This is a genomic window from Pseudomonas sp. DCB_BI, assembly GCF_026240995.1.
In the GTDB taxonomy this organism is placed as follows: domain Bacteria; phylum Pseudomonadota; class Gammaproteobacteria; order Pseudomonadales; family Pseudomonadaceae; genus Aquipseudomonas.
In genome coordinates, this window is the sequence record NZ_JAPFCG010000016.1 from 141,043 (window position 1) to 163,104 (window position 22,062).

General features: G+C 60.7%; 20 protein-coding genes. 15 read left to right on the forward strand and 5 right to left on the reverse strand.

What is annotated here, in order from left to right:
• Window positions 1–1,689, reverse strand: a complete 1,689-nt coding sequence (gspE, locus tag OO258_RS18335) for a type II secretion system ATPase GspE (protein ID WP_266031973.1) — start codon at window positions 1,687–1,689, stop codon at window positions 1–3.
• A gap of 489 nt (window positions 1,690–2,178) precedes the next feature.
• Between gspE and OO258_RS18340 the strand changes: the two genes are divergently transcribed.
• Window positions 2,179–2,421: a hypothetical protein gene (locus OO258_RS18340; RefSeq protein WP_266031974.1), complete on the forward strand. Its 243-nt coding sequence runs from the start codon at window positions 2,179–2,181 to the stop codon at window positions 2,419–2,421.
• A complete protein-coding gene (locus OO258_RS18345; protein ID WP_266031975.1) occupies window positions 2,418–5,126 on the forward strand; it encodes a glycoside hydrolase family 3 protein in 2,709 nt (902 codons plus the stop codon). Before OO258_RS18340 ends, OO258_RS18345 begins: the two co-directional genes overlap by 4 nt.
• Before the next feature lie 33 nt (window positions 5,127–5,159).
• On the opposite strand, the gene OO258_RS18350 is transcribed toward OO258_RS18345, so the two are convergent.
• The 3 genes from OO258_RS18350 to OO258_RS18360 are packed head-to-tail and all read right to left on the reverse strand — an operon-like array spanning window position 5,160 to window position 8,153.
• Window positions 5,160–5,801, reverse strand: a complete 642-nt coding sequence (locus OO258_RS18350) for a TetR/AcrR family transcriptional regulator (protein WP_110743103.1) — start codon at window positions 5,799–5,801, stop codon at window positions 5,160–5,162.
• 40 nt (window positions 5,802–5,841) lie between these two features.
• Window positions 5,842–7,197 carry an MATE family efflux transporter gene (locus OO258_RS18355; protein WP_266031976.1) on the reverse strand — a complete coding sequence of 452 codons (1,356 nt, stop codon included), beginning with the start codon at window positions 7,195–7,197 and terminating at the stop codon, window positions 5,842–5,844.
• A gap of 26 nt (window positions 7,198–7,223) precedes the next feature.
• Window positions 7,224–8,153 carry a LysR substrate-binding domain-containing protein gene (locus OO258_RS18360; RefSeq protein ID WP_266031977.1) on the reverse strand — a complete coding sequence of 310 codons (930 nt, stop codon included), beginning with the start codon at window positions 8,151–8,153 and terminating at the stop codon, window positions 7,224–7,226.
• A gap of 194 nt (window positions 8,154–8,347) precedes the next feature.
• On the opposite strand from OO258_RS18360, the gene OO258_RS18365 reads away from it, so the two are divergent.
• From OO258_RS18365 to OO258_RS18390, 6 genes are all read left to right on the forward strand, one after another.
• Window positions 8,348–9,694, forward strand: coding sequence for a dicarboxylate/amino acid:cation symporter (locus OO258_RS18365; protein WP_266031978.1), 1,347 nt, complete (start codon window positions 8,348–8,350; stop codon window positions 9,692–9,694).
• A 10-nt stretch (window positions 9,695–9,704) separates the two neighbouring features.
• Window positions 9,705–10,613 (forward strand): L(+)-tartrate dehydratase subunit alpha, encoded by a 909-nt coding sequence (ttdA, locus tag OO258_RS18370; RefSeq protein ID WP_110743099.1) that lies wholly within the window; start codon window positions 9,705–9,707, stop codon window positions 10,611–10,613.
• Window positions 10,610–11,218: a L(+)-tartrate dehydratase subunit beta gene (ttdB, locus tag OO258_RS18375; protein ID WP_110743098.1), complete on the forward strand. Its 609-nt coding sequence runs from the start codon at window positions 10,610–10,612 to the stop codon at window positions 11,216–11,218. Before ttdA ends, ttdB begins: the two co-directional genes overlap by 4 nt.
• Before the next feature lie 120 nt (window positions 11,219–11,338).
• Window positions 11,339–12,208, forward strand: coding sequence for an isocitrate lyase/PEP mutase family protein (locus OO258_RS18380; protein WP_266031979.1), 870 nt, complete (start codon window positions 11,339–11,341; stop codon window positions 12,206–12,208).
• A 121-nt stretch (window positions 12,209–12,329) separates the two neighbouring features.
• Window positions 12,330–13,463, forward strand: a complete 1,134-nt coding sequence (locus tag OO258_RS18385; RefSeq protein ID WP_266031980.1) for an aminotransferase class V-fold PLP-dependent enzyme — start codon at window positions 12,330–12,332, stop codon at window positions 13,461–13,463.
• Between the two features lie 26 nt (window positions 13,464–13,489).
• Window positions 13,490–14,380 carry an alpha/beta fold hydrolase gene (locus OO258_RS18390; protein WP_266031981.1) on the forward strand — a complete coding sequence of 297 codons (891 nt, stop codon included), beginning with the start codon at window positions 13,490–13,492 and terminating at the stop codon, window positions 14,378–14,380.
• Between the two features lie 33 nt (window positions 14,381–14,413).
• Here the strand turns inward: OO258_RS18390 and OO258_RS18395 are convergent, their stop codons facing one another.
• Window positions 14,414–15,640 carry an MFS transporter gene (locus tag OO258_RS18395; protein ID WP_110743300.1) on the reverse strand — a complete coding sequence of 409 codons (1,227 nt, stop codon included), beginning with the start codon at window positions 15,638–15,640 and terminating at the stop codon, window positions 14,414–14,416.
• 315 nt (window positions 15,641–15,955) lie between these two features.
• Between OO258_RS18395 and OO258_RS18400 the strand changes: the two genes are divergently transcribed.
• From OO258_RS18400 to OO258_RS18430, 7 genes are all read left to right on the forward strand, one after another.
• Window positions 15,956–16,189, forward strand: coding sequence for a hypothetical protein (locus OO258_RS18400; protein WP_110743094.1), 234 nt, complete (start codon window positions 15,956–15,958; stop codon window positions 16,187–16,189).
• Window positions 16,190–16,557: 368 nt separating this feature from the next.
• The gene (pstS, locus tag OO258_RS18405) at window positions 16,558–17,589 is read left to right on the forward strand and encodes a phosphate ABC transporter substrate-binding protein PstS (RefSeq protein ID WP_266031982.1); all 1,032 of its coding nucleotides are present in this window, start codon (window positions 16,558–16,560) and stop codon (window positions 17,587–17,589) included.
• A gap of 70 nt (window positions 17,590–17,659) precedes the next feature.
• On the forward strand, window positions 17,660–18,628 hold the full coding sequence (pstC, locus tag OO258_RS18410; RefSeq protein WP_266031983.1) for a phosphate ABC transporter permease subunit PstC: 969 nt from the start codon (window positions 17,660–17,662) through the stop codon (window positions 18,626–18,628).
• Window positions 18,625–19,518 carry a phosphate ABC transporter permease PstA gene (pstA, locus tag OO258_RS18415; protein ID WP_064491590.1) on the forward strand — a complete coding sequence of 298 codons (894 nt, stop codon included), beginning with the start codon at window positions 18,625–18,627 and terminating at the stop codon, window positions 19,516–19,518. Before pstC ends, pstA begins: the two co-directional genes overlap by 4 nt.
• A gap of 76 nt (window positions 19,519–19,594) precedes the next feature.
• Complete coding sequence (pstB, locus tag OO258_RS18420; protein ID WP_017148287.1) at window positions 19,595–20,356, forward strand: phosphate ABC transporter ATP-binding protein PstB; 762 nt, start codon at window positions 19,595–19,597, stop codon at window positions 20,354–20,356.
• A gap of 94 nt (window positions 20,357–20,450) precedes the next feature.
• Window positions 20,451–21,149: a hypothetical protein gene (locus OO258_RS18425; RefSeq protein WP_110743089.1), complete on the forward strand. Its 699-nt coding sequence runs from the start codon at window positions 20,451–20,453 to the stop codon at window positions 21,147–21,149.
• The gene (locus tag OO258_RS18430; RefSeq protein ID WP_110743088.1) at window positions 21,149–21,748 is read left to right on the forward strand and encodes a hypothetical protein; all 600 of its coding nucleotides are present in this window, start codon (window positions 21,149–21,151) and stop codon (window positions 21,746–21,748) included. The genes OO258_RS18425 and OO258_RS18430 overlap by 1 nt, the downstream gene beginning before the upstream one ends.
• Window positions 21,749–22,062: the final 314 nt, after the last annotated feature.

Consider the following 22,062-nt stretch of genomic DNA (forward strand, 5'->3'; position numbering starts at 1 on the left):
TCAGTCGCCACCCGTGACGCGCAATACTTCTTCCAGCGAGGTGATGCCGGCCAGGGCCTGGCGCAGGCCTTCTTCGTAAAGTGTGACCAAGCCTTTGTCACGCGCCGCCGCCTCAAGGCTAGCGGCATCGCTTTGACGCATCAGCAGGCTGCGCAGATCGTCGTCCATCACCAGCAGCTCGGTGATAGCGCTGCGGCCATGGTACCCGCCGCCCGGGCTTTCCTCGTCGGGGCGGTACAGCACAATCGGCCGCTGGTCAGTGTAGCGCTGCAACTGGTGGCGCTCGACCAGTTCAGCCGGGGCTTCGAAGGCAATGCGGGTGCGCGGGTCGAGGCGGCGTACCAGGCGCTGGGCAAGGATGCCCTGCAGGGTCGAGGCCAGCAGATAGCCTTCGACGCCCATGTCAAGAAGGCGGGTGATGCTTGCTGCCGCGCTGTTGGTATGCAGCGACGACAAGACCAGGTGCCCCGTGAGGGACGATTGGATGGCGATGCTGCATGTTTCCAGGTCGCGCATTTCGCCGATCATGATCACATCTGGGTCCTGCCGCACGATTGAGCGCAGGGCAGTGGCGAAGCCCAGGCCGATGGCGGGCTTGACCTGGATCTGGTTGATGCCGGTGAGTTGGTACTCGACCGGGTCTTCGACGGTGATGATCTTGCGTTCTGCACTGTTCAGGCCGGAGAGCGCGGTGTAAAGCGTGGTGGTCTTGCCCGAGCCGGTCGGGCCGGTGACCAGGAAAATTCCGTGCGGGCGTGCCAGCAGGTGCTCGATGCGGCGCAAGACGGGGCCGCTGATGCCGAGGCTGGCGAAGTCGAAGCGGACGGTCTGTCGGTCGAGCAGGCGCATCACTACCGATTCGCCGAAGCTGGTGGGTACGGTGGATACCCGCAGGTCGAGTTCGCGCCCCTGCATGCGCAGCATGATCCGGCCATCCTGGGGCAGGCGGCGCTCGGCGATGTCGAGGCGGGCCATTATCTTCAGGCGAGAGATGATCGCTGGGGCATAGCCACTGGGGGGCGCTTCGCCCTCCAGCAGCACGCCATCGACCCGGTAACGCACCTTCAACTGGTTTTCGAAGGGTTCGACATGGATGTCCGAGGCGCGTTGGTCGACGGCATGCTGCAGCATCAGGTTGACCATGCGCACCACTGGCGCCTCGGACGCCATGTCCTTGAGGTGCTCGATGTCGCCTTCGCTGACGCTGTCGTCGTCCAGTGCCTCGACCAGTGCGCCCATCGCTGAGCGGCCGGCCCCGTAAGCCTGTTCGATCAAACCGCCCACCTGTTCGGCAGTGCCGATGACTGGCTCGACGGCCTTGTCGGCGAGATAGCCTAATGCCGACAGGGCATAGGCGGAAACGGGAACGGCTGTCGCCACCCGTACATGGGTGGCCGTCTCGCTCAAGGTGACAACGCCATGGTGACGGGCAAACCGTTCTGTCGCGGTGGGCATCCCTTCGACCAACTCGTCACCCAGCCGCGCGGCGCCGGTCAAGTGAACGTAGGCGGCGGCCAGTTGGTCGGCCTTGACGGCGCCAAGGCGCAACAGTGTGTGCAGTTTTTCATCCTCGGAAATGCCCTGAGCCACGCCCAGGCGGGCGGCGCGCTGTATATCGGCCGCGTGCAGTGCGCCTGCACTTTGCAGCCACTCACATAGCGCGTCGGCGGTAGGGATTTCCAAGTTCATGATGATGGCTTTATGCAGTGTACTGGCTATATGCAGGCATTCAATTAGTTGCTAATTCAAAGACGGCCGGAGAATACGTCGTTGTGTTTAAAGGCGCAATAGAGTGTATGTCGAGATAAATTCCCGCTAATGAGTGTGGACTTTACTGTTTGCTGGGAGAGCTTATCAGACTGTTAAACCTAACTGCAACTAGGTTTTGTGATGGGGTTGTTATTGCTATAATCTGGTGAAAAAAGACCAAAAATCCTTTTCTTGTGAATATTTTGGCAACAGAAAACCAATCACTCCGTTAATTCTATGATTTGAAGCGTTAATAACATATGAAATAAAGCACTATTAGTCCTCTTTTTCGCGTCTATTCGGCTTGCGCTTCGCCCGAATGTTTCTGGCGGCTTGAACTTTTCCTCACAGTGCCCAGACTTATGCCCGCTGCATGCCTGGGCCCGGGCCATGTCGTTCATTTCAAACCTTTCAATCGAGAACTATTCGATGAATAGACTATTGCTGCCGCTCGCCTGTTCCGCACTGCTGGCCACGCATATCAATGCTTTTGCAGACACTTCGACTACTCGCCAACAGGCGACCACCCAGAGCGCGCGCGAACAGCTCGATGCTCAGCGCGACCGCATCACCGGCGTCGATCGGGTCAGCCAGGAGGCCGCAGCCTCGAACGCCGTGATCGATGCCCCTGTCGACACCAGCGACGCCCCGACCCAGGTCAGCCAGCCATGAGCCCTACAAGGAACCGCCGCGTGAATCCCCTGAAACACACCCTGGGCCTGAGCCTGTTGGCGCTTGGCGTGATCCAGGCATCCAGCGCACTGGCCGCAGCACCGGCCAGCGGCAACGAAGTCGAGGCGCGGGTCAGCTCAATCCTCGACAATATGAACACCGCCGAGAAGATCAACTTCACCCGGGTCAATGATGGCCACATGATCCCGCCGCTGCTCAAGTGGGGCATCCAGGGCACCGTAGCCTACGACTCGTCGATGGGTGTGCACGTCAACAATGCTACCTTCGGCGCTCAGTACCCTTCACAGTCTGCACTTGCTGCGAGCTGGAGCATCAATCGGGCCAAGGAGTTCGGCCTGGCCATTGCCTATGAGACGCGCATTTCGGGCGGGCAACAGATGCTTTCGCCAGGGGTCAACCTGTACCGCACGCCCTACAACGGCCGCTCGGCCGAATACCTCAGCGGCGAAGACCCGTTCCTCGGCGCTGTGCTGGCGCCGGCCGTGGTCAACGGCATCCAGGCTCAGGGTATTCAGGCCAGCGGCAAGCACTTCCTGGCTAACGAGCAGGAGGCCAACCGCCAGGCGGTCAATGTCGTTGCCGACGAGCGCACCCTGCGCGAGCTGTATCTGCCGGGCTTTGAGTCCATGGTGAAGAACGCTAACGTCGCCTCGATCATGTGCGGTTTCAACAAGGTCAATGGTGACTACGCCTGTGAAAATCATCACCTGATCACCGAGGTACTCAAGGGTGAGTGGGGCTACCAGGGCATGGTGATCAGTGACTTCAACGCTATCCACGACCCGTTCAAAGGGGCCTGGGCCGGCACCGACATCGATATGCCGTCGGGCTTGCAGTTTACCGAAGCCAACCTGCTGCCGTACCTCTGGAGCGGCCAGCTCACCCAGAATGTGATCGATGACAAGGTCAAGCGCAACCTGCGGGGCATCGTCAGCTACGACCTGCAGGAACATATGAATAGCGCGCAGCCCCTGGAGCACACCGAGTACGGTCAGCGTGCCTCGCTGAACCTCGCGCGTGAATCCATCGTGCTGCTGCGCAACGCTCAGACGGCGGCCGGAAAGCCCTTGCTGCCACTGGCGCGCACGGCCAAAATCGCGGTGATTGGTGATTGGGCCGCCCAGGCACCCGCTTCGCCGTTCGGCACTGCGAATTCGCCGCCCAACAGCTATGTCACCGAACTGAGCGGCCTGCAGCAGCTGGCCTCGAGCAGCAGCAACGTCACCTATCTGTCGGCGCTGAGCCTGAATCCGAAAACGGCGGTGTGGTATCAGCCGGGCAGTGGCAAGGTCAGCAATGCCGGTGTCAAAGCCGAGTATTTCAGCAATGCCACCCTGAGCGGCTCGCCTGTACTTACCCGGGTCGAGCCTGGGGTGAACCTGAACTGGACCACCAGCACTAACGAGACCGACAACGGCACGACCGCAGTGAGCGGCTTCAGCCCGGCCGCCGGCGCGTTCTCAGCGCGCTTCACCGCGACCATCAAGCCAACCATTTCCGGCAAGCATGTGTTCAAGGTGCGTGCTGATGGCCCGTACAAGCTTTGGGTCGACGGCAAGCTGGTGGTGGAAAGCGACGGTGTGCCGTACTCCTCCGACGTGGTCAACGCCTTGGTCACCTCCGGCCAGAGCGCAGCCCTGGTGGCGGGCAAGTCGTACACTGTCAAGCTCGAGTACCGCCGCGTGCAAGGCAACTTCACCCCTGCGCTGGGCGGTTTGGCCGGCGTGCAGATGAGCTGGGCGTCCCTGCGTCCGCCGCAGGACCTGGCGCAATACGATGCCGTGGTGGTCGCCGCCGGCACCAACTACGAAAACGAAGGCGAAGGCTCCGATCACGGCTACGACTTGCCGGACCAGCAGGCTGACCTGATCAAGTTCGTCACCAAGGCCAACCCCAACACCATCGTGGTCATGCACGGCGGTGGCGTTGCCAACATGCAGCCTTGGGCCAACACGGTGGGCGCGACACTGCACGCCTGGTTCCCGGGCCAGCAGGGTGGCCAGGCGCTGGCAGAGATCTTGTACGGCAAGGTCAACCCGTCGGGCAAGCTGCCGGTGACCATCGACAAGCACATCGAAGACAACCCGAGCTATGCCTCGTATCCGGACCCGGCGGCCTACCGCGGCGACAACCCGCTGACCGAGATCGACTACAGCGAGGGTTTGTACCTGGGCTATCGAGGCTATGACAAAACCCACGCCAAACCGCTGTATCCGTTCGGCTTCGGCTTGTCGTACACCACGTTTGACTATTCGGACCTGAAGCTGTCGAGCAACGTGATGACACCGGGCAATACCATCAATGCCCAGTTCACCCTGACCAACAGCGGGGACAAGGCAGGCTTTGAAGTCGCCCAGCTTTATATTCAGCCGATCGACCCGCAAGTCGACCGTCCGAAGAAGGAGCTCAAGGGCTTCACCAAGGTCTATCTGCAACCCGGTGAGAGCAAGACTGTAAGCCTGCCGATCGATTCGCGCTCGCTGGCGTACTTCGTGCAGAACACCGACAGCTGGGATGTCGATGCCGGTAAGTTCAAGGTTTGGGTGGGCCCGGATTCCGAGCACCTGACCCTGCAACGCACCTTGCTGACCCTGATCCCACAGCACCTGACCACCCGCGACAGCAACCCGCTTCCGACACCGCTGCGTGCGGCTGTGCAGGTCAGCGCTTCGCAGGCCTACTGAAGCGGCCCGCCGGTTCATGGACGGACCGGTCGCTCAGGGGCGGATGGTATCCGCCAGGCGCTGCAGGTAGGCATCGAACGTCGCGCCCACGTCGACCTGTTCGGGGGCGCGCAGCCACTGGAGCTGCAGGCCGTCCATGACGGCGAAGATTTCAGTGGCCAGCGCTTTCACATCCACATCCGGCCGCACCTGGCCATGCTCGATCAGCGTGGCCAGGTGCGTTCGGGCGTGGGCATGGGTGAGTTCGAACTTTTCCATGTACCAAGGCCAGGCCGGGTGCCGCTCCGATAGGCTCTCGACTCCGATCATCATCGCTGCCTGGCATTCCGGCAGGCTCTGGACACTGAACGTCATGCTCATGCGCACGAAGGCCAGGAAACTGTCCAGCGTCGGCGCGATCTCAAGCGTGGCGAATTGGTCCGTGATCCGCTGATCACGGCGGTCGATCAGTGCTCGCAGCAGCGAGACCTTGTTGGGAAAGTGGTGCAGTAGGCCGACCGTGGTGATGCCGGCAAGCTCGGCGATATCCCGCATGGACGCGGCGCCATATCCATCCTTGGCAAAGACCAGGGTTGCAGCATCCAGTAGCGCAGCGCGGCGCATCTCGCCCTTCGGCGCGCGGCGGCGTTTGGTGGCCGGTGCGACGGCCGACTCGTTGTGATCCTGTTCTGACATAAACCCACTGGGAACGGTGTTGAGGTGTGCAGGGCTCTGATTATGGCAAACATCCAGTGTCGGTGCGGCCAATACGTGCCCGGCGATTGATGGTAACGGCGGTAACGATTGAAATGACCGCGATCAGTGCGTTGCCACACCATAGCCCGAGCATGACCCCGCTGGCCCCGTAGGCCTGCGCACCTGCCCATACGAACGGCACGCTGCCCACGGTGGCGCGCAGCCAGGCAAAGGCGGGTACCCACCACACCCGACCACTGCTGATGAACAGCGAAAGTGCAATGAAGTCCAGGCCGATGAGCAGCCACAACCCGGGGCCGAAGCGGCACAGCTGTTCGACCAGGTGTTGCCCAGGCCCGGACAGCCCGAACAGCGGCCCCAGCCACGGCGCCGCTACCAGCAACAGTGCCCAAACTGCCAGGCCATGGCCGATCACCAGCTTGCAGGCGCTGCGCAGTGTTGCCTGTACCCGCAGGCTGGCACCGGCGCCCAGGTTCTGCGCAAGGATCGGTACCAGCGCGCTCGGCAGGGCGAAATAAAGGCAGTATGTGATCTGCAATATCCGATCCATAAGCGCCATGCCGGCCATCGCCGAGACGCCGTACTTGGCCAATTGCGCCATGGCGTAGGTAAGCGCCAGCGGCATGGCCAGGCTTGCCAGGGTAAAGGGCAGGGCGACTCGATTGATCCGCACACCATATAGGCGTACCAGGCGCCAGCGTATGTTCATGGTCAGCCCCACATGCCGGCGCAGTTGAACCAGGCCGACAACGCTCCCGACGATGCCTGAGAACAAGCAGGACAGTCCGGCGCCCCACAGCTTTAGATCGAGCACGAAAATCAGTATCGGGTCGACGAGCGCCAGGCACAGGGCCGCGGTCAGCACCACGGCCAAGGCCCGGCCACTGTGTCCGCTGGCACGCAACGCCTGGGCCGCCGCCTGGGTGATGGTCATGAGTGGCGCGGCCAGCAAGGTCATGGCGATGAACGGGCGGGCAACGGCGGAGGCCGGAAGATTTGCCCCCAGCAAGTCGGCGAAAAAGTCCAGATAGCGCCACTGGATGAGCGCTATCACGGTCGCGGCCAATGTCGACAGGAGCAACATGTGGCTGATCAGTGCCGGTAGCGCAGCACAGGTTCCTTGGCCTATGCGGCGGGAAATCATGGTGCCTGCGGCGACGATGATGCCGGTCACCAGGCTAGCGTTGAAAAACGCCAGGGTCTTGGCGATGCCGACGGCGGCCACCAAGGGTTCGTCGTGTAGCAGGGCGATATAGGTAAGCGTAAGGATATCCGTGAGAAACGTGGCGAGCAGGGCGATAGCACTTGTCGACGACATCACCAGTACATGGTGGCCGATGTTGCCGCGTGTGAAGGTGATGACTGAGGTCTTCATGGTGGATTATCTGCTGGAAAGCCGTGTCAACGCGCCCAGGCCGCAAGGCTGTTTGCCTGCTGATCCGCCTTGCTCTTGAAGCATTCCCTGAGGTGCTCAATGAAAAATGACACCTTCGCAGAAAGATTCAGGCGCTCCAGATAAACCGCATAGATGTCCGCCGGAGGCGTTTCGTAGTCCCCTAGCACCTCTTCGAGCCTTCCGGATCGTAAGTGATCAGCCAGGTTCCATTCTGCGCGCATGAGTATCCCATGCCCTTCCAAAGCCCAGCACAGTGCGACCTCACCGTCATTGGTGCTCAAGCCACCATGAACCTTTATCGACTCGATTTGCTTCCCCCGACTCAATCGCCAAGTTCCGAATGCCGCATCGTTCTGCCGCAATACGATGCAGTTATGTTTCATCAGATCGCGTGGAGACTCGGGTCTTCCGAAGGCGTCCAGGTAGCCCGGTGTGGCACAGAGACGTCGGCGGTTGCTGGCAATCTTTCGAGCAATCAGTCTCGAGTCCGGCAGGTCACCGAAACGGATAGCCACGTCGATCGCGTCATCCGGGAGATTGATCGGACGGTCGCTCAGGTGCAGCTGGACTTCCACCTCGGGGTAACGCTTGGCGAAGGATGAGATGGCTGGCGCTACATGGGTACGCCCAAAGCCAAGAGGCGCGTTCACACGGAGCAATCCCTTTGGTTCAGCGCGGCTACTTGAGACCTGACGCTCCATCTCCTCGATTTCCTCCAGGATCCGCTTGGCATTGACCAGATAGGTCTCACCCTCTGCCGTGAGGCTGATGCTGCGTGTGGTCCGGTTCAGCAATCGAACCCCAAGGCGCTTTTCCAATTGCGCAAGACGCTTCGTCACTGCAGGTGGCGTGAGGTTCAGTTCGCGAGCCGTGGCCGCCAGGCTACCTGCCCCGACGAGCTGACTGAAGAAAGCAAGCTCAGACACGGGGTTCATAATTAACTCCAGGTAAACAATGAGTTTAATTTCATTGTATTACACCATTCTGAAAAAACCATTAACTTAAGCCCTGCGTGATTAACCACAAAAAATCTGGGCTATTAGCTGCCAGCCTGTGCGCGAGCTTGCCTCGCGCTGTGTAGCCCAGTCGCCACATAAATCCGACTCACAACAATAATTCGGAGACGGCAATGGCCAAGCGATTGGTAAGCAAGTTGTACGTGCAGGTTCTGATCGGGGTCACGATCGGCATCCTGTTGGGCGTGTTCTGGCCGCAGGTCGGCGCGGACATGAAGCCGTTGGGTGATGCATTCATCAAGCTGATCAAGATGGTGTTCGCGCCCATCATCTTTGCGACGGTGGTGCTGGGCATTGCCAAGATGGAAAACATGAAGGAACTGGGCCGGGTAGGTGCGCGAGCCCTGATCTACTTCGAGGTACTGTCAACCTTTGCGCTCGTACTGGGCCTGATTGTTGTGAACCTGGTGCAACCGGGGCAGGGGATGAACGTCGACCCTGCCACCTTGGATACCCAGGCAATCTCCACTTACACCTCAGCCGCAGCCACGGGCGCGGGCGGTTTTACCGACTTCATGCTGCACCTGATTCCAGGCAGCGTAGTCGACGCCTTCGCCAAGAATGAGATCCTGCCGATCCTGCTGTTTTCCACGTTGCTGGGCATTGCCCTGGCCAATTTGGGCGAACGCGGCAAGCCGGTCGTTGACGTGCTGGAAGCCTTCTCCCACGGCATGTTCTACATCGTTGGCCTGGTCATGCGCGTCGCGCCGTTGGCAGCCTGTGGGGCAATGGCGTTCACCGTAGGCAAGTACGGCTTGGGGTCAATCGTGTCGCTAGGCAAGTTGATGGCGACCATGTACCTCACGTGCTTCCTGTTCGTGGTGATCATCCTGGGCAGCATCGCGCGGATGTCGGGCTTCAGCCTGTGGAAGTTTCTCAAGTACCTGCGCGAAGAGCTGTTCACCGTGCTCGGCACCAGTTCATCCGAGTCGGTAGTGCCGCAATTGATGAACAAGCTGGAAAAGGTTGGGGTGTCCAAACCCGTCGTCGGCCTGGTTATCCCGTCCGGGCTTACCTTCAACCCTGACGGCCAGTGCATCTACTACACCATGGCCGCGATCTTCATCGCCCAAGCCACCAACACGCCATTGTCCCTCATGGATCAACTGATCGTACTGGGCGTGCTGCTGCTCACCTCGAAGGGCTCGGCCGGGGTAACTGGCTCAGGCTTCATCACGCTCGCCGCGACCCTGGCAACCATGGACAACATTCCGGTCGCCGGCATGGTGCTGCTGCTCGGCGTCGACCGTTTCATGTCCGAGGCCCGCGCCATCACCAACACCATCGGCAACGCGGTCGGAACCATGGCCATTGCGAAATGGGTGGGTGCACTCGATAGCGATCGGATGAACCAGGTGCTGGATGGCAAAGCCTTCGGGGAGCAAGAAAAGACAGAGTTACCGGCTACGGCGACACAACCCGCCGACAGCCCTGAAAAAAAACACCTTGTGATGCACTGAGGAAATAACCGTGGATACCACAGAGAAAGAAGCAGCCGTCTCATCATTGACTGACACGTTGGCCAAGTTTACTGCCTACATTGGCAAACGCCTGCCCAAGGACGTCAAAGAAAAAACCGCCAAGCTGCGTGCCGCAGAAACCAATCCGCTGGCCATTGCGGTGTACGACTCGATGGCCGACAACCAGGAATACGCCGACAAGCTCAACCGGCCCAGCTGCCAGGACACCGGGGTGATTCAGTACTTCATCTCGGCCGGTGCACGCTTCCCGCTGCTCGGTGAAATGGAAGGCATCCTCGAAAACGCAACCAAGGAAGCCACCATCCGCGGGCCGCTGCGCCACAATGCGGTGGAAACCTTCATCGAGAAGAACACGGGCACCAACACCGGCTCGAAGATCCCGTGGCTGGACTGGGAAATTATCCCCGATGCCGACTACGCCATCGTCGACGTGTACATGGCCGGTGGCGGTTGCACGCTGCCGGGTTCGGCCAAGGTATTGATGCCAGGCCAAGGCTATGAAGGGGTGACAGAATTTGTCTTCGATGTCATCACTTCGCGGGGTGTCAACGCCTGCCCCCCATTGCTGGTAGGTGTGGGTGTCTCTACCTCGGTGGAGACCGCAGCACGCCTGTCGAAGAAGGCCATCCTGCGCGAAGTGGACTCCAGCCACCCGAACGAAAGCGCGGCAATGATGGAAAAACTGCTGGAAGAAGGCCTCAATGAAATCGGCATCGGCCCGCAGGGCCTGACCGGCAACAGCAGCGTGATGGGCGTGAACATCGAGTCTTCGGCGCGCCACCCCTCGACCATTGGGGTGGCGGTGTCCACCGGTTGCTGGGCGCACCGCCGCGGCAAGATCCGCATCAACGCTGACCTGACCTACGACATCCTCTCCCACGAAGGGGTAGTACTGTGAAAAAAATCATCAATACCCCGATCAGTGATGAAGACCTGGCTAACCTGAACGTCGGTGATGTGGTCTACCTGACCGGCCAGCTGGTGACCTGCCGTGACGTCGCTCACCGCCGGCTGATCGAGCTGGGCCGGGAGCTGCCGGTTGACCTGCGGGGTGGCGCTATTTTCCACGCTGGCCCCATCGTCAAGAAGAAAGAAGATGGCACCTTCGAGATGGTCTCCATCGGCCCGACCACCAGCATGCGCATGGAAAAGTTCGAAAAGCAGTTCATCGAGCAGACTGGTGTCAAGCTGATCGTAGGCAAGGGCGGCATGGGCCCTGAGACCACCACCGGGTGCCTGGAGAACAAAGCGGTGCACGCCGTGTTCCCTGGTGGGTGCGCAGTGCTGGCCGCCACCCAGGTCGAGGAAATCGAGCGGGCTGAATGGCAGGATCTGGGCATGCCGGAGACGCTCTGGGTCAACCGGGTGCGTGAGTTCGGGCCTCTGATCATCTCTATCGACACCAAGGGCAACAACCTGTTCGAGCAGAACAAGGCACGCTTCAACGAACGCAAAGGTGCGGTCATCGAGAAGATCAACAGCCAAGTTCGATTCATCAAGTGATGAGCCTGGGCAGTTCAGCGAACAGGCCTGAACTGCCCCCTCTCTCAATTTCCTTACGACACCTCTGGATCCTGGCACAGCCTCACTTCACGGCTGACTGGATCATTTCAAGAGATCGCCATGCGAAACCACTGCCACCATGAATTGCGTAATGACTTTCGCAGAATACTCCAAAGTCAAACTTGTATCAGTACGGCTTCAGTGTTCGACCCTTTGTCGGCTCGCATCGCTGCGGACCTAGGTTTCGAAGTGGGAATTTTAGGTGGGTCCGTTGCTTCGCTGCAGGTATTAGGTGCCCCAGACGTGACTTTAATCACGCTGAGCGAGTTTGCAGAGCAGGCCGCACGCATTGGTAGAGTCGCCCGTCTGCCCATTATTGCCGATGCTGATCACGGTTATGGCAACGCGCTGAACGTGATGCGTACCGTTACCGAACTCGAGCGGGCGGGCGTTGCAGCGATCACCATCGAAGACACATTACTGCCTGCGCGCTTTGGCGGGCGAGCGGTCGAACTTATCGGTCTTGATGAGGCGGTCGGTAAACTACGCGCGGCCAAAGAAGCGAGGGCCGATACGTCGCTGGCGATAGTCGCCCGCACGCATGCGGGGGCCCAGTCATTGACGGATGTCATCAAACGAACCAGGGCATTTGAACAATCCGGCGCTGATGCCATTTGCCTCGTGGGCGTGAAGCATTTTGAAAGCCTCGCCGCTATTGCGGATGGGCTCAGCACGCCGATCATGCTCATCACCTACGGTAACAGCGAGTTGCGAGATGCCCCCGGCCTGGCGGACCTTGGCACTCGCATCGTCGTGGACGGACACATGGCTTACTTTGCAGCGGTTCAAGCAACCTTCGAAAGCTTGCGGGCCCAGCGCAACCCGAACAGCACCGCGAGTGAATGTGCTACTACGCTGGTAAAGAAATACGCGTTGCAAGAAATCTACAGTGACCAGGCCTCAATGTTCATGCAGTTTCCCGCCACTTAGGCGTTCGGGCTGGGTGGCGGTGACCTCGAGCAGGGGCTACAACTGGCCAATCGACCTTGTCATTTGCCAACGCTTGAGGCAGGGTCGATACCACTGACACCTCTGCCGAAGGAATCACCGCATGTCAAAGCTCTATCCCGGTATTGATCCTGAGGGGCTGATCGAATATTCGGTGGTGTACACCGACCGCTCGCTCAACCACATGTCGCAGGTGTTTCAAGGGGTGATGAAGAATATTTCCAGCACCCTGAAGCAGGTCTACCACGCCCAGGCTGTCGCGGTAGTACCGGGCAGCGGTACGTTCGGCATGGAGGCGGTAGCCCGGCAGTTTGCCACCGGCCAGCGTTGCCTGGTTATCCGCAACGGATGGTTCAGTTACCGCTGGAGCCAGATCCTCGAGATGGGCAACATCCCGGCGGCTACCACGGTGCTGAAAGCTCGACCGGTCGAAACCGGTCGCCAGGCAGCATACGCGCCACCCCCTCTGGACGAAGTGTTGGCAGCCATCGAGGCGCACAAGCCGCAGATCGTCTTCGCCCCCCATGTCGAAACATCATCCGGGATCATCCTGCCCGACGATTACCTGCGGGCGGTCGGTGACGCCGTGCATGCGGTGGGGGGCCTGTTCGTGCTGGACTGCATCGCCTCCGGCACGCTTTGGGTGGACATGGAGGCGTGCGCGGTCGACGTGTTGATCAGTGCGCCGCAGAAGGGTTGGAGCGCTTCTCCTTGCTGTGCCTTGGTGATGTTCAGTGCGTTGGCGCTCGCACGCATCGAGCAGACGCAAAGCAGCAGCTTTGCCTGCGACCTGAAAAAGTGGCTGCAAATCATGCAGGCCTATGAGCAGGGCGGCCATGCCTACCATGCGACCATGCCTAGCGACTCCCTCGCACGGTTCAACGATGTGATGAACGAGATGCAGGCTTACGGCTTCGACAAGCTGCGCAACGAACAGCAGACACTGGGTGAACGGGTGCGCGCCCTGTTGACCGGTAAAGGCATCAGGAGCGTAGCGGCAACCGGCTTCCAGGCCCCGGGTGTAGTGGTGAGTTACACCGATGATGCCGATATCAGGAACGGTCGGAAGTTTGCCGACCACGGCCTGCAGATTGCCGCCGGGGTGCCGTTGCAATGTGACGAGCCGGCCGACTTCCAGACCTTCCGCATCGGCCTGTTCGGGCTGGAAAAACTGCACAATATCGAGCGCACGGTCAGTACACTTCAGCAGGCACTGGAAGACGTGATGGTGAACTGAAGGTTGAAGTCAAAGGAGTGGCAAACATGCGTGTCCGCACTTTGCTTGCGGCAATCGGTACCAGCGTGTCGCTGACTGCGGCCTTGGCCGCACCAAGCCAGCCGACGTCTGTGGGGGGGGAACGCATTTCGGTAACGGTCGAAGGTGCCGGGCCGGACGTTATCCTGATCCCGGGGCTGGCCTCGTCATCCGAAGTATGGGCAGGGCTCACCAGCAACCTGCGCCAGCAGTATCGCCTGCATCGGGTGCAGGTTGCAGGTTTTGCCGGTGCCCCTGGCGTGCCTCCTGTAGACGGGCGCGTAGTTGCCCCAGTAGCCGAAGCAGTCGCAGAGTACATCCATAGCCAACAGCTTGAGGCGCCAGCCATCATTGGCCATTCGCTGGGTGGCGAGGTGGCACTGATGCTTGGCGCACGCCATCCCGAGCGGGTAGGGCGGCTGATGGTGGTCGATGCGCTGCCCTTCTATACGCTGCTGATCGACCCTGCTGCGACCGCCGCAACCGCTGCACCACACGCTGCGCGATTACGTGATGCGCAGTTGGGCGCCCCGGCGCCACAGGCCGAAGCGATGCAACGCACAGCCATTGAACGGTTGGCGAAGACTCCGGCGGCCAGGCCTGCGCTGATTGACGCAGCGCTGCGCTCCGACCGCCAAACCGTAGCCGATGCCACCTATGAGCTGATGACTACCGACCTGCGCCCTGAGCTTGGCCGTATCCAGGTACCGGTCGAGGTCGTGTATGCCTATGACCCCTTGTATGGCATGCCCGCTGCCAGCGTTGATGCGACCTTCCGTAACGCCTATGCGGGAACGCCGCATATCAGCTTCACGCGTATCGATGGCAGCTTCCACTTCGTCATGCTGGACCAGCCGCGGGCGTTCACCGGTGCGGTTACTGACTTCCTTGGTCGATGAGTCTTGCCGGGTATCGGAGTCTGCTGGGCAACCTTAGCCCGGCTGCGCCGCCAGGCTGTTGCTGACATTGCGCCCCAGCACCAGCACCGTGACAAACCCACAGCCCACCAGTGCTGTGGCCAGGCTCAGCAGCACCGCCGTGCCCATGTGGTCGACCACTTGCCCACCGAAGAACGAGCCCACGGCAATGATCACCTGGAACAAGGCCACGAACAGCGGCATGCCGCGCTCGACATCCTTGGGCGCGACGACGAACATCCAGATATTGGCGCACGCTGGGAACGCGCCGAAGGCAAAGCCCCACAGTGCGATCAGCATCGCAGCGCCCGTCATGCCGGTGGCGAAGTACGGGAACAGGGCGGTACTGGCGGCGATCATGAGTGCGACCAGCATCAAGGTGTGCCGCACGCTGCGGTTGGCAGCAAAGCCGGCAAAAATGTTACCCATGAAGCCGGCCACGCCATACAGCAGCAACAACGAACCAATGGCAGGCCCATCAAAGCCGGCATTCTGCTTGAAGAACGGCGCAACATAGGTGTACGCGGCAAAGTGCGCCAGGCCGATCAGCAATACGGCAATCAGGCCGACTCGCGCTTGCGGGTTGATGAACAGGGCGGGAAGGTCGCTGATGCGAATGGCCTTTTCCGGCATCAGGCGTGGCAGCAGGAACACTTGTGCCAGCAACACAGGGACACCCACCAGGGCGGTAACCAGGAAGGTCATGCGCCAGCCCATCAGGCCACTCAGCCAGGTGCCCACTGGCACGCCGACCACCGTTGCCAGGGTAACCCCGGCCATGATGATCGAGTTGGCTTTGGCCACGCCCATGCCATCAGGTGCCAGGCGCCCGCTGAGGGCGATGGCGGTGGCCCAGAAGCCGCCGATGCTTACCCCTAGCAGCACGCGGCCGACCAGCAGCAGGTTGAAGTCACCCGCGTAGGCAACGATGGCATTGGCGATGATCATGATCAGCGTCAGGCCGATCAGCAGGTAACGCCGGTCCAGCCCGCCAACGCCCACGGAAATGATCGGGGCGGCCAGCGCGGCCATGATGCCGGGCAGGGTGACCATCAGGCCGGCAAGGCCAGCACTGATGCCGAGGTCGCTGGCCACGTCGTTCAGTACCCCCACCGGCAGGAACTCGCTGGTGACCAGGGCGAAGGCACCGACGGCGACCGAGAGAATCGCCAGCCACTGCTGGGCGACGCTTTGTTGATTGTGTTCGGGAACGCCCCGAGGGGCCTGGCTGGCGCTTGGCATGGTGTCGAATTCCAAGGAGGGGTGTCGCCTGAAACAGGCGCAAGAGGGGAGATTTGCCGGCGATTATAGGGGGCAGGCCTGTCAGCTCGACAGGCCGCCCGCGTGATAGTAATCATCATTGCAATCGATGAAACGCCTTGCGCAGAGCGGCCGCTATCGGTCGCACCTTTCTTTGGCGCCCGAAAACAAATGACGCCACGTTAGCACCCTGCGCCCTTACAACCCCTCGAGACGTGCTGCTGACCCAAAATATTGCATGAGTCATCTTGATGCTTTCACATAGCAGTACTAATACTTAAGCACTGCCGAAGAGGGATGATCATGCAGACACGCTTCGTTGTGGTTCCCGCAGTGCCACTGCAGAAAGAGGTTTATCCTCGGCGGCTTGGCTTTCCCGCCGCATTGGGGGAGGGCTATGACCTCTACGACACGTTGGAAAAGGTCCGCCTGAGCGTGAATTTCCCTACCCGTGCCCAAGCGGAGTTCGAATGTGCCTGCCGCAACCGCTGCCGGGGTGCCGATGACGCCGGTATCGCCGGGAATGGTTGACAGTGGATGTGAACGCGCAGCACTCCACGCCTCTTCAACTGTGGCTGCCTAGCGCCGCTGCCCGCTGAGCCTTGGCAATGCTTAAGCGTCCTTTGATGCCTTCACTGCGCGCTCCCATCATCTGGCTTTGCTTGCTCTGACGTGCCCGTGAGTTGCCAGAAGTCCGCGAGTGTTATCCGCTACCCGTTCGGAGCGCGCAGGTGCTTGCCAGGCGTTGTGCGTGAGCCGTTCGTTTCACCCAGGCATGACATCAACCTGCCGTCATGGCACGGCTGAAAAGCTCTACCGCAGGCTCTGCCACTTAATAGTCACAAAGCTGTAACACAGCTGATGCAAAGTGTGCCGGCCATCACAAGGAGCGCTTTTCGATGATTCGCCTGATGAAGTCTGCTGCACTCGCCGTTGCCGTTTCGCTTTGCGCCACTTCCGGGGCTTTCGCCGCGGAGAACGTTCGCCTGACCGGTTCCGGTGCGAGCTTCCCGGCGCCTATCTACCTGACCTGGTTCAAGGACTTCAGCAAGAACACTGCTGGCGTCACTGTCGACTACCAGTCCAAAGGGAGCGGGGCGGGTGTTCAGGACTTTCTGAACAAGACCGTCGACTTCGCCGCCAGCGACTCGGCCATGAGCGAAGCAGACATCGCCAAGGTTGGCGAAGGCGTGCAGTTGCTGCCAATGACCGCCGGTGAAATCGTCCTGGCTTACAACCTGCCGGGTAACCCTAAAGGGCTGAAGCTGCCGCGCGACGTCTACTCCAACATCTTCCTCGGCAAGATCACCCAGTGGAACGACCCGCAAATCGCTGCGGCCAACCCTGACCTGAAGCTGCCTGCCACCCCGATCACCGTGGTCGTGCGTGCCGACTCCAGCGGCACCACTGCCGTCTTCACCAAGCACCTGTCGGCCATTAACGCTGACTTCAAGCAAGGGCTGGGCGAAGGCAACACCGTCAACTGGCCGGCCACCGACAAGTTCATCAAGTCGCCGAAGAACGACGGCGTAACCGCCACCGTCCGCCAGACCCCGGGCGCCATCGGCTACATCGAATACGGTTTCGCCAAGCTGGCCAAGGTCGACTTCGCCATGTTGCAGAACAAGGCTGGCCAATACGTCGTGCCGAATGCCGAGAGCGGTGCTGAAGCACTGGCTGCGGTGAACATGCCGGAAAACCTGGTGGCCTGGCTGCCTGACCCGGACGGTGCCAAGTCCTACCCGATCACTTCCTATACCTGGATGATTTTCCGCAAGAACAACGGCAACCCGGAAAAAGCCAAGGCCATGCGTGAAATGGTCGAGTACAGCCTGACCAAAGGCCAGACCATCGCCGACTCGATGGGTTACATCCCGCTGCCTCCGTCGGTTGTCGACCAGGTGCGTAAAGCCTCTGCCAACATCCAGTAATACCCAGGCGCCCCCGGTATTGGCATGAAGCCATGCCGGGGGTGTTTGTCCCTTGTCCCGGAACTTGCCCATGAACACACCCTTTGCCATACCGGATAACCCCGATTCCGCGTGCCAGCCACCGTCTGCGAAAGACTTTCTGGTCGATCGCACCTTCCGTGCGCTTGCGCGCATTGGTGTGGTGCTGGTGCTGGCGCTGGTCTTCGCGCTGGTTTACGAAGTCGGCCGTAAGGCACTGCCCGGCATTGAAAAGCACGGTTTTGATGTGTTGTTCGGCAGCGTCTGGGACGTTAACCAAGGCAAGTACGGTATTCTGCCGGCGATCTGGGGTACGCTGTACAGCGCCTTGATCGCCCTGTTGATCGCCGGTTTCTTCGGCGTCAGCATGGCCATTTTCCTGACCCAGGATTTCCTTCCGGCCAGGCTTGCCGCGGTGTTTCGCACCATCGTCGAGCTGCTCGCCGCCATCCCCAGCGTGGTCTACGGCCTGTGGGGCATCTATGTGGTCATCCCGGCGATTCGGCCAGTGACTACCTGGTTGAACAGCGAGCTGGGCTGGATCCCGTTTTTCGGCACCTCCCTCAGCGGGCCTGGCCTGCTGCCTGCGGCACTGGTCCTGGCAATCATGATCCTGCCGACCATCGCTGCCGTTTCCCAGGATGCGCTGACCAGCGTGCCGATGAAAACCAAGCAGGCGGCCTACGGCATGGGTACCACCCACTGGGAAGCCATCCTCAAGGTGATGGTGCCTTCCGCCGCCACCGGCATCTTCGGTTCGCTGGTGCTGGGCCTGGGCCGTGCACTCGGTGAAACCATGGCGCTGGCCATGCTGGTCGGCAACGCCAACACCATTTCCGTGTCCTTGTTCGCCCCGGCCAATACCCTGGCGGCGCTGCTGGCGCTGAACTTCCCGGAAGCCGGCCCGAACGAGGTCGAGGTGCTGATGTATGCAGCACTGGTACTGATGTTCATCACCCTGCTGGTGAACGTGCTCGGTTCGATGATCATGCTCTACGCCCAGCGGGGTAACAAACAATGACTGACCTGACGACCCCTGTAGCCGCGCTGCCCAGCCTGCAGCGCAAGCTTGAAGGCCGTGCCCTGCGCAGCCTGATCCTGACCACGCTGGCCTGGTTCGCGGCGCTGGTGGCCAGCGTGCCGTTGATTTCCGTGCTGTACATGCTGATCACCCGCGGTGGCGCACGGCTCAACCTGGAAGTGTTCACCGAATTGCCACCTACCGGTTTCGAAATGGGCGGCGGCTTCGGCAACGCCATGGCCGGTACCTTCGTCATGGTCGGCATTGCAGCCGCCATCGCCGTGCCGGTCGGTATTTTGGCCGCGGTGTTCCTCGCCGAGCTCGGCCCGGACAGCAAACTGGCCAATGCCGCGCGCTTTGCTGCCAAGATGCTCACCGGCCTGCCGTCGATCCTGGCCGGGGTGTTTGCCTACGCCCTGGTGGTGATGACCACCGGTACCTACTCGGCACCGGCAGGCGGCGTGGCGCTGGCGGTATTGATGCTGCCGATCGTGGTGCTCACCGCTGAAGAGTCGATGAAGATGGTGCCCAAGATCATGAAGGATGCCGCCTACGGCATGGGCTGCACCCGTGCCCAGGTAATTTGGAAGATCGTCCTGCCCACCGGCCTGCCGGCCATCCTTACCGGGGTGATGCTGGCCGTGGCTCGTGCCGCTGGCGAAACCGCGCCACTGCTGTTCACCGCGTTGTTCAGCAACTACTGGATCTACCACGACGGCGACCTGGCGGTGATGAACCCCACAGCCTCGCTTGCGGTACTGATCTACAACTTCTCCGGCATGCCGTTCGACAACCAGCTGGAACTCGCCTGGGCGGCCTCGCTGGTGCTGGTCATGATCGTGCTGGTCATCAACATTCTTAGCCGTGTATTCGGCAAGCCCAAGTACTGAGAAAGGGAGCATCCACTTGAACGTATCCACTGTGCAACGAGCCGCTCCCGTGGCCAGCGAAGCCACCCCCATTGTCATGGACTGCAAGCTGGACAAGATCTTCTACGGCAACTTCATGGCCGTGCGTGACAGCCATGTGCCAATTCGCAAGAACGAAATTACCGGCTTCATCGGCCCGTCGGGCTGCGGCAAGAGTACCGTGCTGCGCAGCCTGAACCGCATGAACGACCTGGTGAAGGGCTTCCGTTTCGAAGGCCACGTGCACTTCCTTGGCCAGGATGTTTACGGCAAGGGCGTCGATCCGGTGGTGGTGCGCCGGTACATCGGCATGGTGTTCCAGCAGCCCAACCCGTTCTCGATGAGCATCTTTGACAACGTCGCCTTCGGCCTGCGCCTGAACCGCTACAAGGGTGACCTGGGCGACCGCGTCAAGCACGCCCTGCAAGGCGCGGCGCTGTGGGACGAAGTGAAGGACAAGCTCAAGGTCAGCGGCCTGTCGCTGTCCGGCGGGCAGCAGCAGCGCCTGTGCATCGCCCGCGCCATTGCCACCGAGCCGGAAGTGCTGCTGCTGGATGAGCCGTGCTCGGCACTCGACCCGATCGCCACCCGCCGCGTGGAAGAGCTGATGGTCGAGCTGAAGAAGGACTACACCATCGCCCTGGTGACCCACAACATGCAGCAGGCGATTCGTGTGGCTGACACCACGGCGTTCTTCTCGGTCGATATCTCCCAGGGTACCCGCACCGGCTACCTGGTGGAGATGGGGCCGACCGCGCAAATCTTCCAAAACCCGCGCGAGCAACTGACCAGTGACTACATCAGCGGCAAGTTCAGCTGAGTCACTCCTGCACAAGGTGGCTGGGTGTTGCGACCAGGAAGGTTGCAAGACCCGGTCGCGTTACCTTCCGTTAAAGTGTTACCCGGGATTTCCAATGCGAGCGACGCGTCGTCTAGATCTGTCAGCGGTAGAGCGCGCACTGCGCGAGGTGCAGAGCCGTTTTGCCGAACTCAGCCAGCATTTCACCGAACCGCGGGACCCGTTTACCGACGAGGTGTTGCTGAATGTGGTTGAAGGCTACGCGCTGATTGACGACTATGTCGCTCGCGGTATCGACCTGTTCGACCTGCAACAGCTGAACCTGATGCTGGAGATCAATGCCACTGTGCTGTGTGGCAGCGACCCAGCCCGCCGTGTGGAATTCGCCCCGCACCTTGCGGCAACCGAAGCACACTTTTTCAACAACGTTGAAGGCGGCATCAAGGATTTGTACAACTGGTATTGCTCGTACCGCAGCGATTCGATCTGGAAGCGGGCAGCCGGTGTGTATGTACGGATTCTCAGCAAGCCGCAGCTGTTCATCGAAGGCAACAACCGCACGGGTTCGCTCATTGTCAGCTATTTGCTGATGCGGGCCGGGCTACCGCCATTTGTGCTGTCACTGGACAACGCCGAGGGTTACTTCAACCCGTCCTCGGTCATACGCAACTCCGCCAAACACGGTGTCAAGGCCTTGTACGAACTACCCAAGATCAAGAAAAAGTACGCCGCTTTCCTTGAAGCGAAGGCGCCTGCGGCCGACACGTTCTTCCTGCGCGGCACCCCGGTGTCGGTCTGCGAGAGGGGCCGCTGATGCAACAGGCATCCCTGTTCGAGCGCGGGCGGCAAGCCATTGAACGCAAGCTCAATCGCGGTCAGGTACGCGTCTCGTTCGATATCGACGACACGCTGGCCTGCCTGGCCGAGCACGCCGCCGCGGAGCAGAGCAAGCTGCCGGGTTTCGTCCATCGCTGGCTGGGCGAGCCGCTGCGCAGCGGCACCCGCGAACTGATCCGCGACCTGCGTCGCCAAGGCTGCAGCATCTGGATCTATACCTCGTCGGGGCGCACCCCGGCTTACATCCGCCGGTGGCTGATGCTTTACGGCATTCATGTCGATGGTGTGGTCAACAGTGATCGGCACCAGCGGATCCTGGCCCAGAACGGGCTGGAAAACTCACCGTCCAAGCTGCCTTCGGCTTTTGATATCGACCTGCACGTAGATGATTCCGAAGGTGTGCGCCTGGAAGGTGTCGACCACGGTTTCCGCGTGGTGGTGGTGTGCCCGAAGGATGAGCACTGGGCGCAGAAGGTGAAGGACGCGGTGGTAGATGTGCAGGCACGGCTGGCCTGGCAGCAACCACACCGCTACGAAATGCCCGCGTGCCAGCGTTCGCAGGCACTCGCTTCCTGAACGGACGCAATGCCAGCGACCGCGTAGCAGCCTTCGTGGGTAAACCCGCTTGTGTCTTACCCGCTCCCACAGGGATTGCACTAGATTCTAAAAATTGAGCAAGCCAGTTGTTTCCCCAGGTACTGCATCAGCCTCAAGCCTACGGGGGTACCTGTGGGAGCGGGCTTGTCCCGCGAAGCATCCAACCCGGTGCATGGCACCGGCTCCGCCGGTGTTCGCGGGTAAACCCGCTCCCACAGGGATCGCGCTGGATTCTAGAAATTGAGCAAGCCAGTTGTTTCCCCAGGTACTGCATCAGCCTCAAGCCTGCGGGG

What these genes read in the sequence shown, in the direction of transcription:
- gspE (WP_266031973.1), bottom strand. Translation starts at nt 1,689, where the DNA reads ATGAACTTGGAAATCCCTACCGCCGACGCGCTATGTGAGTGGCTGCAA.
- OO258_RS18340 (WP_266031974.1), top strand. Translation starts at nt 2,179, where the DNA reads ATGAATAGACTATTGCTGCCGCTCGCCTGTTCCGCACTGCTGGCCACG.
- OO258_RS18345 (WP_266031975.1), top strand. Translation starts at nt 2,418, where the DNA reads ATGAGCCCTACAAGGAACCGCCGCGTGAATCCCCTGAAACACACCCTG.
- OO258_RS18350 (WP_110743103.1), bottom strand. Translation starts at nt 5,801, where the DNA reads ATGTCAGAACAGGATCACAACGAGTCGGCCGTCGCACCGGCCACCAAA.
- OO258_RS18355 (WP_266031976.1), bottom strand. Translation starts at nt 7,197, where the DNA reads ATGAAGACCTCAGTCATCACCTTCACACGCGGCAACATCGGCCACCAT.
- OO258_RS18360 (WP_266031977.1), bottom strand. Translation starts at nt 8,153, where the DNA reads ATGAACCCCGTGTCTGAGCTTGCTTTCTTCAGTCAGCTCGTCGGGGCA.
- OO258_RS18365 (WP_266031978.1), top strand. Translation starts at nt 8,348, where the DNA reads ATGGCCAAGCGATTGGTAAGCAAGTTGTACGTGCAGGTTCTGATCGGG.
- OO258_RS18380 (WP_266031979.1), top strand. Translation starts at nt 11,339, where the DNA reads ATGCGAAACCACTGCCACCATGAATTGCGTAATGACTTTCGCAGAATA.
- OO258_RS18385 (WP_266031980.1), top strand. Translation starts at nt 12,330, where the DNA reads ATGTCAAAGCTCTATCCCGGTATTGATCCTGAGGGGCTGATCGAATAT.
- OO258_RS18390 (WP_266031981.1), top strand. Translation starts at nt 13,490, where the DNA reads ATGCGTGTCCGCACTTTGCTTGCGGCAATCGGTACCAGCGTGTCGCTG.
- OO258_RS18395 (WP_110743300.1), bottom strand. Translation starts at nt 15,640, where the DNA reads ATGCCAAGCGCCAGCCAGGCCCCTCGGGGCGTTCCCGAACACAATCAA.
- OO258_RS18400 (WP_110743094.1), top strand. Translation starts at nt 15,956, where the DNA reads ATGATCATGCAGACACGCTTCGTTGTGGTTCCCGCAGTGCCACTGCAG.
- pstS (WP_266031982.1), top strand. Translation starts at nt 16,558, where the DNA reads ATGATTCGCCTGATGAAGTCTGCTGCACTCGCCGTTGCCGTTTCGCTT.
- pstC (WP_266031983.1), top strand. Translation starts at nt 17,660, where the DNA reads ATGAACACACCCTTTGCCATACCGGATAACCCCGATTCCGCGTGCCAG.
- pstA (WP_064491590.1), top strand. Translation starts at nt 18,625, where the DNA reads ATGACTGACCTGACGACCCCTGTAGCCGCGCTGCCCAGCCTGCAGCGC.
- pstB (WP_017148287.1), top strand. Translation starts at nt 19,595, where the DNA reads ATGGACTGCAAGCTGGACAAGATCTTCTACGGCAACTTCATGGCCGTG.
- OO258_RS18425 (WP_110743089.1), top strand. Translation starts at nt 20,451, where the DNA reads ATGCGAGCGACGCGTCGTCTAGATCTGTCAGCGGTAGAGCGCGCACTG.
- OO258_RS18430 (WP_110743088.1), top strand. Translation starts at nt 21,149, where the DNA reads ATGCAACAGGCATCCCTGTTCGAGCGCGGGCGGCAAGCCATTGAACGC.